At 73.8% G+C, this 17,135-nt stretch carries 15 protein-coding genes; 5 read left to right on the top strand and 10 right to left on the bottom strand.

Features of this window, described 5'->3' with window-relative positions:
- Positions 1 to 36: 36 nt before the first annotated feature.
- Entirely contained in the window at positions 37 to 531 is a 495-nt protein-coding gene (locus ACIA8D_RS24610) for a carboxymuconolactone decarboxylase family protein (protein WP_399235476.1), read from the bottom strand.
- 50 nt (positions 532 to 581) lie between these two features.
- A complete protein-coding gene (locus ACIA8D_RS24615; RefSeq protein ID WP_399235477.1) occupies positions 582 to 1,364 on the bottom strand; it encodes a gamma-glutamyl-gamma-aminobutyrate hydrolase family protein in 783 nt (260 codons plus the stop codon).
- A gap of 227 nt (positions 1,365 to 1,591) precedes the next feature.
- Here ACIA8D_RS24615 and ACIA8D_RS24620 point away from each other — a divergent pair, with 227 nt between their 5' ends.
- From ACIA8D_RS24620 to ACIA8D_RS24630, 3 genes are all read left to right on the top strand, one after another.
- The gene (locus ACIA8D_RS24620) at positions 1,592 to 2,518 is read left to right on the top strand and encodes an ABC transporter ATP-binding protein (RefSeq protein ID WP_399235480.1); all 927 of its coding nucleotides are present in this window, start codon (positions 1,592 to 1,594) and stop codon (positions 2,516 to 2,518) included.
- The gene (locus ACIA8D_RS24625; RefSeq protein ID WP_399235482.1) at positions 2,515 to 3,342 is read left to right on the top strand and encodes an ABC transporter permease; all 828 of its coding nucleotides are present in this window, start codon (positions 2,515 to 2,517) and stop codon (positions 3,340 to 3,342) included. The genes ACIA8D_RS24620 and ACIA8D_RS24625 overlap by 4 nt, the downstream gene beginning before the upstream one ends.
- 159 nt (positions 3,343 to 3,501) lie before the next feature.
- Complete coding sequence (locus ACIA8D_RS24630; RefSeq protein ID WP_399235483.1) at positions 3,502 to 4,695, top strand: nuclease; 1,194 nt, start codon at positions 3,502 to 3,504, stop codon at positions 4,693 to 4,695.
- Here ACIA8D_RS24630 and ACIA8D_RS24635 read toward each other — a convergent pair.
- The gene (locus ACIA8D_RS24635; RefSeq protein WP_399235485.1) at positions 4,684 to 5,565 is read right to left on the bottom strand and encodes a helix-turn-helix domain-containing protein; all 882 of its coding nucleotides are present in this window, start codon (positions 5,563 to 5,565) and stop codon (positions 4,684 to 4,686) included. The two genes, ACIA8D_RS24630 and ACIA8D_RS24635, sit on opposite strands and share 12 nt — an antisense overlap.
- Before the next feature lie 162 nt (positions 5,566 to 5,727).
- Between ACIA8D_RS24635 and ACIA8D_RS24640 the strand changes: the two genes are divergently transcribed.
- Both ACIA8D_RS24640 and ACIA8D_RS24645 read left to right on the top strand, forming a co-directional pair.
- Entirely contained in the window at positions 5,728 to 6,345 is a 618-nt protein-coding gene (locus tag ACIA8D_RS24640; RefSeq protein WP_399235486.1) for a VOC family protein, read from the top strand.
- Between the two features lie 65 nt (positions 6,346 to 6,410).
- Positions 6,411 to 6,854 (top strand): iron chaperone, encoded by a 444-nt coding sequence (locus tag ACIA8D_RS24645; RefSeq protein WP_399235487.1) that lies wholly within the window; start codon positions 6,411 to 6,413, stop codon positions 6,852 to 6,854.
- Between the two features lie 69 nt (positions 6,855 to 6,923).
- Here ACIA8D_RS24645 and ACIA8D_RS24650 read toward each other — a convergent pair whose 3' ends face one another.
- The 7 genes from ACIA8D_RS24650 to ACIA8D_RS24680 form a co-directional block, all read right to left on the bottom strand.
- Positions 6,924 to 9,146 (bottom strand): condensation domain-containing protein, encoded by a 2,223-nt coding sequence (locus ACIA8D_RS24650; protein WP_399235489.1) that lies wholly within the window; start codon positions 9,144 to 9,146, stop codon positions 6,924 to 6,926.
- A 183-nt stretch (positions 9,147 to 9,329) separates the two neighbouring features.
- Entirely contained in the window at positions 9,330 to 10,145 is an 816-nt protein-coding gene (locus tag ACIA8D_RS24655; RefSeq protein ID WP_399235491.1) for a 4'-phosphopantetheinyl transferase family protein, read from the bottom strand.
- A 27-nt stretch (positions 10,146 to 10,172) separates the two neighbouring features.
- On the bottom strand, positions 10,173 to 11,924 hold the full coding sequence (locus ACIA8D_RS24660) for an acyl-CoA dehydrogenase (protein WP_399235493.1): 1,752 nt from the start codon (positions 11,922 to 11,924) through the stop codon (positions 10,173 to 10,175).
- Positions 11,921 to 12,877, bottom strand: a complete 957-nt coding sequence (locus tag ACIA8D_RS24665; protein WP_399235495.1) for an aromatase/cyclase — start codon at positions 12,875 to 12,877, stop codon at positions 11,921 to 11,923. Before ACIA8D_RS24665 ends, ACIA8D_RS24660 begins: the two co-directional genes overlap by 4 nt.
- 45 nt (positions 12,878 to 12,922) lie before the next feature.
- Positions 12,923 to 13,744: an SDR family NAD(P)-dependent oxidoreductase gene (locus ACIA8D_RS24670; RefSeq protein WP_399235497.1), complete on the bottom strand. Its 822-nt coding sequence runs from the start codon at positions 13,742 to 13,744 to the stop codon at positions 12,923 to 12,925.
- Entirely contained in the window at positions 13,741 to 15,435 is a 1,695-nt protein-coding gene (locus ACIA8D_RS24675) for an FAD-dependent oxidoreductase (protein ID WP_399235499.1), read from the bottom strand. Before ACIA8D_RS24675 ends, ACIA8D_RS24670 begins: the two co-directional genes overlap by 4 nt.
- On the bottom strand, positions 15,435 to 17,072 hold the full coding sequence (locus tag ACIA8D_RS24680; protein WP_399235501.1) for a class I adenylate-forming enzyme family protein: 1,638 nt from the start codon (positions 17,070 to 17,072) through the stop codon (positions 15,435 to 15,437). Before ACIA8D_RS24680 ends, ACIA8D_RS24675 begins: the two co-directional genes overlap by 1 nt.
- Between the last annotated feature and the right edge of the window lie 63 nt (positions 17,073 to 17,135).

The following is a 17,135-nucleotide window of genomic DNA, read 5'->3' on the forward strand; positions in this document are numbered from 1 at the left end:
CCCGGGCGGAGCCCTTGGTCGTGCGCCGGCCGGTCGTTACGAGGCGGGGGACAGCCGTTCGGTCATCGGCTTCCACGTCTTGGGGTTGACCCGCCAGTCCACGGGCTCCTGCTTGGTGGCGACGTTGACCCGGTTCCAGAGGTTGACCAGGCCGATGTGCATCACGACGGCGCCGAGCTGCTCCTCGGTGAAGTGCCGGGCCGCCTCGTCCCAGACCTCGTCGGAGACCGGGTCCTCGATCCCGTCGATGCGGGTGGCGGCCTCGGCGAGGGCCAGCACGGAACGCTCCGCGTCGGTGAAGCAGTCCTGCTCGCGCCAGGTCTCGACGACCGGAAGGCGCAGGTCCTCCTCCCCAGCCGCTTCGAACTCGTGCTGCTTCTTGGGCAGTTGCACCGTGCGGCCGTTGATCTGGCTGACCCGCAGATGGACGAGGACCAGCGTCTTGAGCGGCACGCCCACGCTGTTGACGGCCTTCACCACGGCCCGCATCGGCGGCAGGACGTCGGGAACCACGAGCGACGGGTTGGGCATCCGAGGCGACATTGTGTGTTTCTCCTTCGAGGTGTCTCTGTGACCGGTCGTCATTGCGCGTGCGGCCCGGCGGCGCGAGCCAGTGCGTGATGGAGCCGTTTGTCGGCCGTCTGGCCCGATTCCCACTGCACGCCGACGGCGAAGGGATGGCCGACGACCTCGACGGCCTCCACCGTCCCGTCGTCGGCCCAGCCGGTGGCGGCGAGCCCGGAGCCGAGCCGGTCGACGGCCTGGTGGTGATGGCAGGCCGTCTCCGGCTCCGCCTCGGGCAGGATCCCGGCGATCCGGCTGCCGGGCAGCAGCTTCAGGGGGCGGCGGCCGAGCACGAACGCGTCGGCGGGCGGCCGGTGGCCGTCGTGTCCCGTCACCTCCGCCAGGTCCTGGTGGAGCGTGCCGCCGTGCAGCACGTTGAGCAGTTGCAGGCCGCGGCAGATCGCCAGTACGGGCTTCCGCGCATCCAACACGGCGCGGATCAGCGCGAGTTCGGCGCGGTCCGCGTCCGGCGTCATGGCCCGGGTCGCCGGATGCGGCCGCTGCCCGTACAGCCGCGGATCCACATCCGGGCCGCCGGGCACCAGCAGTCCGTCGATCCGGTCCGCCAGTTGTTCCCCGACGCCGTCGAGCAGCGGGAGCAGCAGCGGGGTGCAGCCCGCCTCGGCCACGTACGTCACATGGGTCTGCAGGGCGAGGCTGACCGTCAGGGCACTGCCCTGGAGCGTCACGGGCGCGGTCCTGGCGCAGATCCCGATCACCGGCCGGCGCGCGGGCCGCGGCTTGTCGTCAGCGGCTGAAGCGGCTGAATTCATGTCCACCCTCACGGGATCCACCCTCATGGGATTCCGGGTTCGGTTCTCGGGTTCAACTGAGGAAATTGAGCAGATGAACCGGCGGTCCTGCGGACGGTCGCCGCGGCAAAAATATCCGGGCCCGGGAAGTCGCGGCCATCGTTCAATTCCCGCGCCGGCCGGGACTACTGAACGGCACGACTGCCCTGATATCACAGCCGCTCGGGGCTTTTGCCCCCGGAGAAATTCTCGTAGGCCATTCAACCGAGGTGACCATGATCGAGGCCAAGAACCTCACGAAACGCTACGGCGACAAGACCGCCGTGAACGACCTGTCGTTCACGGTCGAGCCCGGCCGGGTCACCGGGTTCCTGGGCCCCAACGGAGCGGGCAAGTCCACCACGATGCGGCTGCTGCTCGGCCTGGACCGGCCGGACTCCGGCAGCGCCACGATCGACGGCGTGCCCTACCGCGAACTGCCCCGCCCCATGCGGTCGGTGGGCGCGCTCCTGGAGGCGCGCGCCGTGCACACCGGGCGCAGCGCCTACGACCATCTGCTGTGCCTGGCCCAGACGCAGGGGCTCGGCAAGAAGCGTGTCGACGCCGTCGTCGAGCAGGTCGGTCTCGGCTCCGTGGCCCGCAAGCGGGCCGGGGGCTTCTCCCTCGGGATGGGCCAGCGCCTGGGCATCGCCGCCGCGCTGCTCGGCGATCCGGCGGCCCTCGTCCTCGACGAGCCGGTCAACGGCCTCGACCCCGAGGGCATTCTGTGGATCCGCAATCTGATGAAGTCGCTGGCCGCGCAGGGCCGGGCCGTCCTCGTGTCCAGCCATCTGATGAACGAGATGGCCGTCACCGCCGACCACCTCATCGTGATCGGCCGCGGGCAGCTGGTCGCCGACTGCTCGACCCAGGAGTTCATCGAGCGCAGCACCGAACAGTCGGTGCTGGTCAGGACGCCGGACGGCGCCCAGCTCGCCGGGCTGCTCACGTCCGCGGGCGCCTCCGTCGCCGTCACGGAGGACGGCGATCTGGACGTCACGGGCGTCGAGGCGCCGAGGATCGCCGAGATCGCCGCCGGCGGCGGTCTGGTGCTGCACGAGCTGTCGACGCGGCGCGGCTCCCTCGAGGAGGCCTTCATGGAACTCACCAAGGACGCCGTCGAGTACGACGCCGTCGCACCCACCGCCGGAGGCGTGAAGTGACCGCTGTGACCGCGCCCCTGGCCGTGACCGACGCGCGCGGTCCGGGCTTCGCGCATCTGATGCGCTCGGAGTGGACGAAGATCCGCTCGGTGCGCTCCACGATGTGGTCCCTCGGCATCCTGATCGTCCTCACGCTGATCTTCACGGTGCTGTTCATGGAGATGGGCGTTGCCAACTGGGACAAGAGCGATGCCTCGCAGCAGGCCGCGATGCGGCTCGATCCGACGGGGACCATCCTCGGCAGCGGCATCCTGCTGAGCCAGCTGGCCATCTGCGTACTCGGCACGATGGTCACGGCCTCCGAGTACTCGACGGGGATGATCCGCTCCAGCCTCCTGGCGGTGCCGCGGCGGACCCCGGTCCTCGCGGCCAAGGCCGCCGTGTTCGGGCTGCTGATCCTGCTGGTGGGCGAGGTGACGTCGTTCGCCTCGTTCCTCGTCGGCGCGCCGATCCTGCACGACAAGGCACCGGTCTCGATCGGCGACCCCGGGGTGCTGCGGGCCGTCGTGGGCTGCGGCCTCTACCTGGCGCTGCTCGGCCTCTTCGCGCTCGCCGCGGGCGCGATCATCCGGCACACGGCCGCCGCCATCACCGGCGTCATCGGCTTCGTCCTGGTGCTCGCCCCGATGGCCGAGATGCTGCCGGGCAGCGTCGGCAAGCACATCCACGCCTACCTCCCCACGGAGGCCGGGAATCTGATCACCCAGCAGCACGCCCGGGCCGGCGATCTGCTGGGCCCCTGGCAGGGCCTCGGGGTGCTCGCCCTGTGGACGGCCGCCCTGCTCGTCGTGGCCGGTGTCCTGCTGAACCGCCGCGACGCCTGAGCGGGCGTCACCCCCTGAGGAACCGTCACCGATGGGCCCGCGCCGCAGGTCGGCGCGGGCCCATCGGGCTTTCGAGAGAACGTCGACCTGCGCTCCAGTGCAGCTGGAGACCCTCCTGCCACGCTCGACGGCAGCGGCAGCAGAGAGGGAGTAACGAGAATGGCTCAGAGCAATGCGCACGCCGTTTTGATCACGAGTGCATTCGACCCGGCCCGCGGTGACGTTCCCGACGCCGGCGAGCACGGCGAGTTCGACCTGAAGAACTTCGAGCGGCTGCCGACGCGGGACGTTCCGCTGAGCGCGCTGTCCCCCGGGGTGTCGCTGCGCCAAGGAGGCACGGACGCCGCGCACATCCAACTGCTCGTCGACGCCGCGGGATCGGCCGAACTGCCGCCGATCCTCGTCCAGGTCGACGGCTGTCGCATCATCGACGGACTGCACCGCGCGGAGGCGGCCCGGCTGCGGGGCGACGCCGGCATCAGGGCCCGCTTCGTCGACTGCTCCAACGCCGAGGCCCTCGTCATCGCCATGAAGGCGAACGGCTCGCACGGTCTGCCGCTGTGCAAGGCGGACCGGCTGGCCGGCGCCCAGCGGGTGCTCGGCTCGCACCCCGACTGGTCCGACCGCGCGATCGCCGGGATCACCGGGCTCAGCGCGAAGACCATCGCCGCGCTGCGGGAACGCACCGGGGCCGCGGTGCCGCTCGACGGCAAGCGCGTCGGCCAGGACGGCAGGCGCCGCCCCGTGGACGCCGGGGAGGGCAGGCGGCGCGCCGCCGAGTACATCGCGGCGCACCCGCAGGCGTCGTTGCGCCAGGTGGCCCGCGAGACGGACGTGTCGCTCGGCACGGTCCACGACGTGAGCGCGCGCCTGCGCCGCGGTGAGTCCCCCGAGCGCGACAACCGGCAGCCGGCCGCGCTGCGTTCGGCGCACATCCGCGCGGTGGAGACCGTGACCGTGGCCCCGGCCGCGCCCCGGACCGAGCTCCCGCTCACCCCGGACGCGGCCGACCACGAGCGCCCGCCGCTGCGGGTGGCCGCCGCCGAGCCCGGCCCCGCCTCCCGCAGGAAGCACACCGACACGCCGCCGACCTGGGCCATGGTGGCGTCCAGGATGGCCGCCGACCCAGCGGTCCGTTACACCGCGGGCGGGCGGGAGTTCCTGCGCTGGATGCAGCTGCACGCGGGCGAGTCCGGCGCCGACTGGCGCGGTTTCGTGGACTCCGTTCCGCCGCACTGGCTGGGCGTCATCGCGCCGATCGCCGAGCACATCGGCCGGGAGTGGGCGCTGCTGGCCGAACGGCTGCGCAACAAGCAGGACGTGGGCGCCGCTCCCCCGGCCTCACGTCCGTGACAGTACGGGCCGCGGCCCGGCGAGGGCCGGCCCCGGCAGCGCGGCGGACGACACCGGCAGCGCTGCCGCCGGCCCGGCCGTCCGCGCGTCGGCCCCGGCCGACGCGCACCCCGGATGCGTCCTGACCGTCCTCGGCGGTTCGAGTCCGGGCAGGGCGAGCAGCACCGGCGGGTCGGTGGCCAGCGGCCGGCGCAGCCGCACCGCGGCGCTGGTGACGCCCGCCGCGGTCACCTCGACCGGCGCCCGCCCGGGCCCCGCCACCAGGGTCGTGCGCAGCGGCTCGTCGTGGCCCGCGCCCGCGGCGACCGCCACGGCGAGCAGGTACCACTCCCCCTCGGGCACGTTCCGCACGGAGTAGCAGGAGGGCCGGCCGGCCGGCACGTCGATCACGGACCAGGCGCGGCAGGGGTGCTGGAGCACGGGGGTGTCGAAGGCGCCGACGAACACCTGCGCGTTGCCGTGCCCCGCGGGCAGGCCGACGGTCCCCGCGACGGTGCCCCGAAGCCCCGCCGACGCCCGGTCGGGGTGCGGCACGCCGTCCCAGAGGCCGCGGCGCAGCCGTCCCGGGGAGACGCCGACACTGGCCGTGAAGGCGTTCGTGAAGGATCCGAGGCTGTTGTAGCCGACGGCGATGGACACGTCGGTGACGCTCATCGAGGTGGTCTCGATCAGGCGCCTGGCCTCCTGGATGCGGATCGCGGCGAGGAACTTCCCCGGGCTCGTCCCGGTCTCGTCCTTGAAGATCCGCGTGAAGTAGAAACGGCTCAGCATCACCCGGGCGGCGATCTGCGCGATGGACAGCGGATCGCCGTACCGCTCGCGCATGTACGCGATGGCGTCCTCCACGGCGTTCTCCACGGCGTTTTCCATCCGGCACCTCACAGAGTCTCGTTCCGCTCAGCAGATTGCCGTGGCCGCGTCGTGGCGCACTTGAGAATCGCTCGTGAACGGCTACAGAGCCGGTCCACGGCCTCTCGGATTGGGCACGAACGAAGAAGCCGTGACGGGCCCCGCGGACTTAGCTTGAACGACATGACTTCCATCGCATCCGTCACCCTCGAGGTGGCCGACCCCGCGGCCGCCGCCCAGTTCTACAAGGAGGCATTCGGCCTGGACGCCTCGACGCTGCGCCTGCGGGCCTCCGAGTCGGCGTCCGCGGGCTTCAGGGGCTTCACCCTGGCGCTGACGGTCTCTCAGCCGGCCGATGTGGACGCCCTGTTCGGGGCCGCGCTCGCCGCCGGTGCCACCGCTCTGAAGCCCGCCGAGAAGTCCATGTGGGGCTACGGCGGGGTGCTGCGGGCGCCGGACGGAACCATCTGGAAGGTCGCGACCTCCGCGAAGAAGGACAGCGGCCCCGCCACCCGGAACATCGACGAGACGGTGCTGCTGCTCGGCGTCGAGGACGTCAAGGCGAGCAAGCAGTTCTACGTGGGGCAGGGCCTGACCGCGGGCAAGAGCTTCGGCGGCAAGTACGCCGAGTTCAAGGCCGACGACTCCAGCCCCGTGAAGCTGGCGCTCTACAAGCGCCGGGGTCTCGCCAAGGACCTCGGGGTCGACGCGGAGGGCTCCGGCTCCCACTGCATCGCCCTGGGCAGCACCGGCGCCGCCTTCACCGACCCCGACGGCTTCGTCTGGGAGACCGAGGCCTGACCCTCCCTCCCCCCCCGCGTCCACCGGCGCACGACACCGCTCCCCCACGACGAAAGGCATGTGACATGGCGACCACGAAGAAGGCCGACGAGAAGCACGAGGGTTTCACCGCCGAGGAGCGCGCGGCGATGAAGGACCGCGCCAAGGAGACCAAGCGCGGCTCGCGCGCCTCGAAGGCGGACACGGAGCAGGAGGTGCTCGCGAAGATCGCCGAGATGGCGGACGACGACCGGCTGCTCGCCGAGCGCGTCCACGCCATCGTCACGGGCGCCGCCCCCGAGCTGACCCCGAAGCTCTGGTACGGGATGCCCGCCTACGCCAAGAACGGCAAGGTGCTGTGCCACTTCCAGAGCGCGGCCAAGTTCAAGTCGAAGTACGCGACGCTGGGCTTCAGCGACCAGGCCGCGCTCGACGACGGCAACGTCTGGGCGACGGCGTTCGCGCTCACGAAGCTGACGAAGGCCGACGAGGAGCGCATCTCGGACCTGGTCAAGCGGGCCGTGAGCTGACGGCGGACGGACGACAGCGGCGGGTCCGGCACTGTGCCGGACCCGCCGCTGTCGTGTGTGCGCCGTACGTCAGCGCGGCGCGTGCTCGTGCAGCAGCCGCGCGAGGTCGCCGGCCCTCGGGTGCGCGAGCAGCTCGTGCAGCCGCACGGCGGTGCCCGCCCGCCGGTTGAGCTCCCGCAGCAGCTGCACGGCCACCAGCGGGTGGGCGCCGGACTCCACGGCGTGCGCGGCCGGATCGTGCACGGGCACGCCGATGACGGCCTGCCATGCCTCCCGTACGAGCCGGGTCTGCGGCACGTCGGGCCAGCTCGCGTCCCGGCCGCCCTCGGCACGACCGGAGCCGGGGCCCGCCACCCGCGGCAGTTCGGCGTCGCCGACGGTGGCGAGGACGTCGCCCGCGGTCGTCGACTCGTCGACCGTGTCCGGCAGTTGCCTCAACAGCCGGGCGCACAGCGCCACCAGGCGCCGGGCGTCGGCGTCGGCGACGCGGACACGGTCGTGGACGGCGGTGAGCAGCAGCGAGCCGTCGGGCTCGGCCGTCGCCAGCAGGGTGACAGGGAAGGCGTGCGGGGTGCCCGAGCGGGCCGGGGCGTCGACCCGGACGTCCTGGGCGGCGAGCTCGGCGGCCAGCGAGTCGGAGACCTTGGCCCGGTGCTCGAAGGCGACCAGGCTGTCGAAGAGCTTCTCGCCCGCCGGGCGGCCGCTCCACTCGTGGACCAGGTCCACGGACACCCATTCGTAGGACGCCATGTCCAGCACGCGGTCGCGCAGCTCGCCCAGCAGCCGCAGCAGCGGCTGTCCCGGGTCGACGCGTACGACCATGGGCAGCGCGTTCATCAGCAGTCCCGGCAGCCGTTCCACATGCTCCAGGGCGATCCCGCGGCCGGAGACCACGACCCCGAAGCCGACCGGCGCGGGCAGATCGACGCCCGCGGCCCGGTACAGCAGCAGCGCCCACACCGCCTGGAGCGCGACGGACTCGGTGGCGGCGTGGCCGGCCGACCAGGCGCGCAGCCGGTCGGCGTCCCGGTGGCCGAGGAGTTCCTGGGCCCTGCCCCAGCCGGCCAGCCCGCCGGCCGATCCCGGAAGGCCCGGTCTGACCAGCGGCTTTCCGGGCGGCAGTGCGGTGCTCCAGAAGGCCCTGGCGGGTCCGGTGTCCTGGCCGGCCAGCCAGCGCGCGTGGTCCCGGAAGTCGGGCCTGCGCTCCCCGCCGGGCAGCACGCCGTCGGCGAGGTAGGCGCGGTAGAACTCCTGGAGCAGGACGGAGACGCTCCAGGTGTCGAGCAGTACGTGGTGGAAGGTGATCAGGACCCTGGTCGACGGCGGGCCCGTCGCGTCGGTGCCGCCCGCGTCGTCCGTGCCGGGCGTGTCCTCCAGGAGCGTGGCGCGCAGCAGGCCGGGCACCCGCAGGTCGAACCCCCGCAGCCGGTCGCGCTCCAGCAGGGCGTCCCAGTCGGCGGAGTCGTCGTGCCGGGTCACTTCGACGCGTACGTGGTCGTGCACGACGAGGCGCGGGGTCCCGTCGAGGTCGAAGGCGGCCCGCAGGACGGTCTCGCAGTCGAAGACGGACTGCCACGCGGCCGTGAACCGTTCGACGTCGAGCGGCCCGTGCCACTGCCAGAACAGCTGCTCGACGTAGCGGCCGGTGCCCCGGTGGGCCAGCGCGTCCAGCAGCAGGCCCTCCTGGTGCGGCGGGAGCGCGACGCTCTCGTGCGCCCGCGTTTCGGCCACCGTGCCCGCCACGCCGCCCGGCGCTCCGGGGCCGTCGGGGCCGTACGCGTCCAGCAGATCGGCGAGGAGCAGTCCGGCGGACCGGCCGTCGACGACGACGCGGTGCACGACGAGCAGCAGCGTGTGGTGTTCGGGCCCGTGGCCGATCAGGACGGCGCGCAGCATCCCGGTGCGTTCGGGATCGAGACCGCGTCCGGCCTCGGCCAGCATGACCGCGGACGGGGTGCGGCCCGACGGCTCGGGCCGCAGGTGTTCGAGGACCGGGGTGCGGGCGGGGTCGACATCGAGGCAGGGTTGCCCGTCCGGGCTCCGCCGCAGCCGGGCCGTGAGCCGGGGGTGGCGCGCCACGAGCTGGGCGAGCGCGTCCTCCAGGGCCGGTACGTCCAGCGGGCCGCGCAGGTCGATGGCGAACGGCATGGTGGCGGACGCCGGCGGGACGCCCGGTTCGGCGGGGCGCAGCAGCGCGATCTGATGCTCGGTCAGGGACACTGTGCCCGCCGCGTCCGTCCCGGGGACTGCGGCACCGGCAGGTGGCACGCCGTAGGGCTGGTTCTCGGTCATCGGGCATCTCCTGGGTCGGCATCCGAGGCATGCGTCCTCCCGGCACGCCCCGGCTCGGTATCGGCACCGTCCGCACACGAGTGTGCTGTGCGCGGCCGCCGTCGTGCCCGCGTACGGCCCCGGAACCGAGCGATCGTCAAGGGCGCCCCGAACCGGCCTCGAGCCCGGCGGGCGGCCCGGCGCTCAGGGGGCGATGAAGTGCGCCATGGCGGCGGCGAACCCCGGGTCGAGGGCGCTGTGCGCCGCGACGTCGTGGTCCGCGTCGAGCCCCTCGTCGTGGCAGGCGGTGCTCAGGAGATAGCGGCCGAGGGCCTCGTGGGTGGCGAAGGCCCACGCCGCGTGGTCGGGGTCGGCGCCGTTCGCGGCGAGGAGCCGGTCGCCGTCGGCGGTGAAGCCGAACTCGGTGAAGCGCAGCCGCCGCCCCTGCCCGAGCGCCTTGGTGTAGGCCTCCTTCAGGGTCCACAGCCGCAGGGTGCGGGCGGCCCGCTCGTCCGGCGGCAGCCGGGTCATGGCCGCGGCCTCGGCGGGCGTGCACATCTGCGTGTGCAGCACCTCGACGTTCATGGCGCGATCGCTGGGTTCCGCGTCGACGCCGATCCGGCCGTCCTTGCTCAGTCCGACGGCCATGAACTCCCCGGTGTGGGTGAGGCTGAGGTCGATCTGGTCGAAGCCGCGCAGGAAGGGCCTGCCACCCAACCCGTAGGAAACTTCCAGGAGTTCGGGCCGGGTGTCGAGCGCGGCGGCCGCGGTGAACTTCATCAACAGCCGGGAGGCCGCGAAGCGATGCCGGACCGTCGGGTCCGGGATCCGGCGCCAGCGCAGCCAGTCGCCCCGGCCCAGGATCCGGCGCAGCCGGCGCTCGGTGACGGCGGCGGGCAGCCAGGCGCCCCACGTGGTGTGGACGACCGCGTTGCCGTTGCGGCCGAGTGCCTCCCTGACCTGGGGCCAGGGCCCGCGGGGCAGTACGTGCAGGGGTTCGCTGATCACCGGCCGGCGCATGGGCGACGCCTCCCTTCCAGACAGGCCCTAGCCCGCGAGTGGCATGTCGTAGAGGTCGAGGCTGCGGTGGTGGGCGTACCGGTGCAGCAGTTCGTCGAGGACCCGGCCGGTGACGCCGTCGGGGACGGCGGGCCCGGGGGCGCCGAGCCGGCGCAGGATGCGGGAGAGGGCCAGGACCGGCCAGGCGGGCTGCGCGAGGAAGGAGTCCGTGGCGGCGTGGGCCTCCCAGGCGCCGAGGCAGGCGGCGGCCCCGGCGATCAGGACGTAGCGGTCCACGAGCGCGCAGGCACGGGGGTCGGCCAGCGTCTCCTGCACGGAGGCGGGCAGGGTGGCGCACTCGGCGCGCAGGATGCGGGACTCCTTGACGAAAGCCTCCGCGAGCCGCGCGAGCACCACTCGCTCCGGGTCCCGGGAGCGCCGGGCGGTGAGGCGGTCGGCGGTGCGCAGGAGGGCGGCGTGCAGGACGTCGTGCCCGCCGGAAAGGGACAGCGCCCGGTAGTCGAGGTCGGGCAAGGCGGCGGACAGGTCGAGCAGTAGCGCGGGCGGCTCGGGCGCGGTGAACCACGAAGTGCGGGCCAGGGACCGGAGTTGTGGCACGAGGACCGCCTGGCAGGCGGCGCGGCCCGCGTGGCCGAGACCGGCGACGGGCAGGTCGCGGCCGAGCTTGCCGAAGGCGCCGTAGTGGGAGTCGTGGTCGTAGCCGTGGGCGCCGAGCACGGTCGCGATCTCGTCCAGGTTCTCCCGCAGGATGTCCTGGGTGGTCAACTTGACTGCTGCGGCGGCGAGATGGGCACTGTCGGGCACCAGGCTCAGGGCGCGCAGTCCCGTGCGCGCCATGCTGTCGCAGGCCAGCAGGTCGGCGAAGACCCCGGCGAGCACGGTGTGGTGGCGGCGCACGGGCCGGCCGTCCGAGCGCCCGGCGGTGGCGGCCCGCACGGCGAGCCGCAGCGCGCTGTCGACACCGGCGACGAGCGCGGCGGGGATCAGACAGCGGTTCACCATGAACGTGCGCAGCGCCAGGGACACTCCGTCGCCGACCTCGCCGACCAGGGCGTGCGCGGGGACGGGGCAGGAGCGGAACTCCAGGCCGGAGAAGTGGTTGCCGCGCATGCCGGGGGTGGGCACGCGCGGCAGTGCGCGCACGGTGTCCGACGGCAGTCGTGCGCGGTCCAGGAGCAGCACGGAGTGGCTGCGCGGTCCCGCGCCCGCGTCGGTGCGGGCGTACATGACGAACAGGCCGGCCCGCGCGGCGTTGATGATGACGTCCTTGCGTCCGTCGACGTGGAAGGTGTCGCCGGTGCGCCGGGCGGTGAACTCGTCGCGCAGGATGGCGTTGGCGTGGGTCAGTTCGTGGTGCAGGTGCGTGACGCGGCCGCCGGTTCCGCGCAGCATCTCCCGTGCCACGGCGGCCCGTTGCGTGTCGTCGCCGGCCGCCCAGACGGCGGACGCGCCGAACAGGGCGATGAGGCCGAAGCCGAACCCGAGGGCCACGTCGCGGCGGAAGACCGGCCGCAGCACCTCGGCGAGCTCGTCGGGCCTGCCGAGCAGACCGCCGAGTTCGCGGGGGACGAACTCGGCGGTCAACCGGGCCTCGGCGAGGAGGCGTTCGGTGGCCTCGGGGGCGGTCCCCCGCTCGTCGGCGGCGAGCAGCGCGCGCATGCCGTGCGGGTTGCCGGGGTCCGCCGGGTCGCCGAGCAGCTCCTCCAGGCGCCGGGCCCGCTCGGTGGCGTCGGGCGGCGGCGCGGCGGAGCCCGAGCGGGGCGGGGCGGGAGCGGTCACAGGACGGTGACCGCGTTCTGGGCGTAGGACTTGGCGAGGCGCAGCGTGGCGGTGCCCGCCGCGCCGAGCGTTCTACGCAGGTGCTGGCGGGCGGTGGTCACGTCGGCGTCCGGGCCGAGTTCCCGCGTGATGGCGTCCTCGTTCAGGAGCACCCGGTGGTGGGCGGTGACGGTGACGCCGCGCTCGTCGGGGACCACCGTCCATTCGCCGGTGTGCGCCGCCATCAGGGGCGGGGTGGCCGTCTGCTTGTAGACGATGCGCCCGGCGTGCGGGAAGCAGATCCGTACGGACTCGGTGGTGTACCCGGCGCCGTCGGGCGTGCGGGTGTCCATCGTCATCACCTGGATGCCCGGGGCGGGTTCGCAGTGGGTCAGGCGGGACACCCGCGGGATCCGCTCGGGCCAGCCGCCGACCCGGTACAGGAAGTCGTAGACGAGTTCCGCCGGTCCTTCGACGCGTACGGAGTCCTCGAACGCGAGCACCAGCGAGTCGAGCCGGCCCCACAGCCCGGCCAGCCGACTCAACTGCTCCAGCTGGGCCCGGCTGTTGGTGTCGATGGTCCGTTCCAGCCAGGCCCGCCCGCCGGGGTCGTCGTCCACGACCGTGAACTCGTGGGTGAGGGTGAGCCGGGAACGGTCGGGCGCCAGTGCCTCGACGGCCCAGGTGCCGCCCATCGTGCGGGCGGGCGCGGCGGGCAGATCGTGGCGGAAGTCGATGCGGCGCCGGGCGGGGTCGAGGACACGGCGGGAGGTCCAGGAGGTGATCTCGCCGCCCGCCCGCACCCACATCCGCAGCCGTTCGTGGCCGCCGTCGAACTCCAGCTGTTCCACGTGCACGCTCGGCGGGAGGAACAGCGGCCAGGTGACGGCGTCGCCGACAAGGCCGTAGACCACGCCGGCCGGCGCGTCCACGGTCACCTGGTGTGTCGTGCGGTGCACTCGCTCAGCGGACATGTCGCCCACCTCGTCTCTTTGCGCGGGGGTGTTCGGGGGCCGGGGTCAGAAGTTGCCGAGGCCGCCGCACACGTTGAGGGCCTGGGCCGTGATGGAGGCGGCGTACTCGGTCGTCAAGTAGCCGACGAGGCCCGCCACTTCCTCCGGTGTCGAGTAGCGGCCGAGCGGGATCTTGGCCTCGAACTGCTCCAGGACCCGGTCCTCGGTGGTGTTCCAGGCGTCGGCGTAGCCCTGCCGGACCCGCTCGGCCATCGGGGTCTCCACGTATCCCGGGCAGACCGCGTTGACGGTCACGCCGGTGGGGGCGAGTTCCTTGCCGAGCGCCTTGGTGAAGCCGACGACGCCGTGCTTGGAGGCGGAGTACGGGGCACCGAGCACGACGCCCTGCTTGCCCGCGGTCGACGCGATGTTGATGACACGGCCCCCGGCGGCGCCCGCGAGGCCGCCGTTCTTCAGCGCCTCGCGGGTCACGAGGAAGACGCTGTGCAGGTTGGTGGCGATGACGTCGAACCACAGGTCGTCGGGGATGTCGGCGGTGGGTCCTCCGCCGCTGCGGCCCGCGTTGTTGACCAGGACGGTGATCGGGCCGAAGGTCTCGACGGCCGCGCGCACGAGCGCGGCGACGGACTCGGCCGAGCGCACGTCGGCGACGGCGCCCTCGACCACGAGGCCCTCCGCCCGCAGGTCCTCGACGGTCTGCTTGACCTGGTCCTCGGTGCGGGCGCACAGGAAGACGCGGTGGCCGCGGCGGGCCAGGTCGCGGGCGACGGCCAGACCGATGCCGCTGGTGGCGCCGGTGACCAGGGCCACCGGCCCTGCGGCGGACGGGACGGCGGGCGTGGCCGGGGAGGCGGGGGTCGCGGTCATCGCGTGGGCTCCTTTTCCTTCAGGACGGTTGGGCTCGTGGTCTCGACCGTGTCCTGGATCGCTCGACGTGCGGCGGAGTGCCGCTCGAGCGGGGCCAGTGCGCGGTCCAGCTCCCCCGGTGTCAGGCGGTCGCCGCGGGCGGCGAGGTAGCCGTCGGGGCGCACCAGGGCCCAGGCGCCGGGCCCGAGGCCGAGGGCGGCGCGCAGGCCGCCGTCCGGGTCGGCGAGGGGCCGACCGGGGCCGGATCCCTCGACACCGCCGACGGTGCGGACCGACAGCCATGCGCCGTGTTCGCGGGCGGCGCGGCGCGCGGTGAGCTGCGCGTCGCCGTGCGGGGCTCTCGGGGCGAGCAGCAACGACCAGCGGACGTCGCGGAGTTCACCGGCGAGCGCCTCGCCGGCCGGGACGGCGCAGGCCGCCCGCTCACCGGGCCGGGGGCCGCCCGGCCGCCGCCGGGAGGTGCCGCGGACCGGTGCGGTCAGCGACGAGCGCGCGTAGTGCAGCCGCAGCCCCGACATGCCGCCGAGCACCTTGCGCTGGATGGCGCGGCGCAGGGCTGGCACCGCGCGGACGACGGTGAAGACGACGGGCAGGGCGACGGCGGCCAGCGTGTTCTTGAACTGGACCAGCCAGGTGGCCTTGCGCGTGGAGTCGAGCAGCGCCTCGCCGATGGGGACGCGTTCCTGGCTGTAGGTGTCCAGCAGGGCGCGGCCCGCGTGGCCGCGGTGGACCATGGCGAGCTTCCAGGCGAGGTTGTAGGCCTCCTGGACGCCGGTGTTCATGCCCTGCCCGGAGGCCGGGCTGTGGACGTGCGCGGCGTCGCCCGCCACGAAGACACGACGGTCCTGCATGCGCGGCACCATGCGCTGCTGGAAGGTGAAGACGGAGGTCCACTCGGGGTCCTCGACGCGCACCTGGGTGCCGAGTCCGCGGGAGAGCTTGGCGGCGAACCGCTCGGCGCAGGCCCGCGCATCCTGGTCGGCGGGCGCGGTGTCCAGCAGCCGCCAGTGGCCCTCGCGGGCGTAGGGGACCATCATGAGCGCCTGTCCCCCGGTGTGCACCCAGTAGATGGTGTCGGGCGGCAGGTCCATGCGTACGTCCGCGTCGGCGAGCATCCAGGTGTCCCGGCTCTCCCCGAGCAGCGGAAGTCCGAGCGCCTTGCGCACGGTGCTGTGTCCGCCGTCGCAGCCCACGAGCCAGGGCACCTCGCACCGTTCGCCCGGTCCCGCCTCGTCGTCGCCGTGGCGCAGCCATACCCGTACGCCGTGCGCGTCCTGTTCCAGCCGTTCCAGTCGCACACCCCATTCGACGCGCACGCCGAGCCGGGCGAGTGCGGCCCGCAGGACCGCCTCGGTCCGGGTCTGCTCGACGATGACGGTGTACGGGTACCGGGTGGGCATCGACGCGTAGTCGGCCCGGAGTCGCACGAGGCGCCGGCCGGTGGCGTACATGGTGAAGGCGGCGTTGCGGCGGCCGTGCCGCAGGAGGTCGTCGACCACGCCCATCTGGTCGAAGGTCTCCAGCGTGCGGGGGTGCACGGCGACGGCCCGGCTGGTGCGGGCCGGGTGCGGGGCCGCGTCGACGACGCGCACCCGCAGCCCCCTGCGGGCCAGTTCGTACGCCGCGGTGAGGCCGACGGGACCGGCGCCGGCCACGAGGACGTCGGGGCCGGGGTCCGTGCGGGCGGGCATCACGGGCTCGCGGGGCGGTTGGGGACGGTCATGGCGGTACTTCCTTCCGGGGTGGCGGGTCGGGGTTCGGCGGCTGCGCGGGCCAGCGCGCGCAGGGCGCGGCGGTCCGGTTTGCCGGTGGGGGTGCGCGGCAGGACGACGAGGACGTCGATGCGGCGGACGCGTTCGAAGGCGGCAAGCTGGCGGGCCGCGCGGGCGGCGATCGAGTCGAGCACGGCGCGGGTGGCGCGCCCGTCGGCGTCGCGGTGCGTGCGGCGCAGGACGACACCGGCCCACACGACGTGCCCGTGCACCGGGTGGGGGCTGCCCGCGACGGCGCATTCGGCGACGCGTTCGTCGGCCGCCAGGACACGCTCCACCCGGCTGGGGGCGACGAGTTCGTTGTCGTACTTGAAGACGTCGTCGAGGCGGTCCGACACGTACAGTCGGCCCTCCGCGTCGAGGCGGCCCACGTCGCCGGTGGACAGCCAGCCGTCGGCGTCGACGACGGGTTCCGCCCGTGGGTCGAGGTAGCCCGCCATCACCTGGGGCCCGCGCACCTGCACCTCGCCGGTGGGCCCCGCGACGGCTACGGGGCGGTGCGTGGCGGGGTCCACGATCCGGCACTCGGTGCCCGGCACGGGGCGGCCGACGCAGCCGTGCTCCACCGGGTCGTCGAGGTCCTGCATGTGGGAGAGCGGGGACAGTTCGGCGAGTCCGTAGCCCTGGACGACGGGGACGCCGAGAACGGCGCGCAGGCGGTGGGCGGCCTCGGGTGCGAGCGCGGTGCCTCCGGACATGACGGCGGTCAGCCGCGGCCGGGTCCGGTGGGTCCGCGCGCCGGTGAGGCCCGGGTCGGCGGCCAGGCGGTACAGGCGGGCGGGCAGGGAGTAGTAGTGAGTGGCGCCCCGGTCGGCCGCGAGATCGAGGGAGCCGAGCGGATCGGGGTCCGCGCACAGGATCTGCGAAGCACCCGCGTGGACGGCCGAGTTGAGGTGCATCGGGTGGAACAGCGGCAGATGGTTGAACGTGGTCGAGGCGGCGTCGAGCCGGTGCGCAAGCGCGGTCTGCGCGGCGTTGGCGACGAGGTTGCGGTGGGTCAGGCGCACCCCCTTGGCCGGTCCCGTGGTGCCGGTCGTGAACTGGACGCACGCCACGGCTCCGGGATCGACGGCCGGGGGGAGCCGCCCGCCCGGTGCGGTTCCGGCGAGGGCCTCGTCCAGGGCCACGGTCGTACGCGGCAGTTCGCCGGTCCCCGCGTCGGTGACGACGATGGTGCGCAGCCGTGGCAGCCGCCCCCGCAGTCGTACGAGCCGCTCGGCGGTGGCCCTCGGGACGAGGACGGTCTCGACCGCCGCCGCGGCGCACGCGCGGCGCAAAGTGTCGTCGCTGACCAGCGGGTTGAGCAGGACGACGGTGCGGCCGGCGCGAGCGGCGCCGTAGTACGCGGCCGGGAAGACGGCGTCGAGGGAGTTGGCGACGCCGACGGGGCCCACCGCGCGGAGCAGGAGACGGGCGACGCGGTCGGTGAGCGCGTCGAGTTCCCCGAAGGTGACGACGGTGTGCGGTGTCGTCAGTGCGGGCGCGTCGGGGGTGCGGGCCGCGGCGCGGCGCACGAGGCCGTCCAGCGGCAGGTCCGGAGGGTTGAGGTGCGGCACGGTCTGCGCCTCCTTGCGCGGGAGGGACGTGGTACCGCCTCACGCTCGGCGGCGCGGCTCGAG

This window comes from Streptomyces sp. NPDC051684 (genome assembly GCF_044453445.1).
GTDB lineage: Bacteria > Actinomycetota > Actinomycetes > Streptomycetales > Streptomycetaceae > Streptomyces.

What these genes read in the sequence shown, in the direction of transcription:
- ACIA8D_RS24615 (WP_399235477.1), bottom strand. Translation starts at nt 1,364, where the DNA reads ATGAGGGTGGATCCCGTGAGGGTGGACATGAATTCAGCCGCTTCAGCC.
- ACIA8D_RS24665 (WP_399235495.1), bottom strand. Translation starts at nt 12,877, where the DNA reads ATGTCCGCTGAGCGAGTGCACCGCACGACACACCAGGTGACCGTGGAC.
- ACIA8D_RS24630 (WP_399235483.1), top strand. Translation starts at nt 3,502, where the DNA reads ATGGCTCAGAGCAATGCGCACGCCGTTTTGATCACGAGTGCATTCGAC.
- ACIA8D_RS24640 (WP_399235486.1), top strand. Translation starts at nt 5,728, where the DNA reads ATGACTTCCATCGCATCCGTCACCCTCGAGGTGGCCGACCCCGCGGCC.
- ACIA8D_RS24655 (WP_399235491.1), bottom strand. Translation starts at nt 10,145, where the DNA reads ATGCGCCGGCCGGTGATCAGCGAACCCCTGCACGTACTGCCCCGCGGG.
- ACIA8D_RS24670 (WP_399235497.1), bottom strand. Translation starts at nt 13,744, where the DNA reads ATGACCGCGACCCCCGCCTCCCCGGCCACGCCCGCCGTCCCGTCCGCC.
- ACIA8D_RS24645 (WP_399235487.1), top strand. Translation starts at nt 6,411, where the DNA reads ATGGCGACCACGAAGAAGGCCGACGAGAAGCACGAGGGTTTCACCGCC.
- ACIA8D_RS24675 (WP_399235499.1), bottom strand. Translation starts at nt 15,435, where the DNA reads ATGCCCGCCCGCACGGACCCCGGCCCCGACGTCCTCGTGGCCGGCGCC.
- ACIA8D_RS24610 (WP_399235476.1), bottom strand. Translation starts at nt 531, where the DNA reads ATGCCCAACCCGTCGCTCGTGGTTCCCGACGTCCTGCCGCCGATGCGG.
- ACIA8D_RS24650 (WP_399235489.1), bottom strand. Translation starts at nt 9,146, where the DNA reads ATGACCGAGAACCAGCCCTACGGCGTGCCACCTGCCGGTGCCGCAGTC.
- ACIA8D_RS24620 (WP_399235480.1), top strand. Translation starts at nt 1,592, where the DNA reads ATGATCGAGGCCAAGAACCTCACGAAACGCTACGGCGACAAGACCGCC.
- ACIA8D_RS24635 (WP_399235485.1), bottom strand. Translation starts at nt 5,565, where the DNA reads ATGGAAAACGCCGTGGAGAACGCCGTGGAGGACGCCATCGCGTACATG.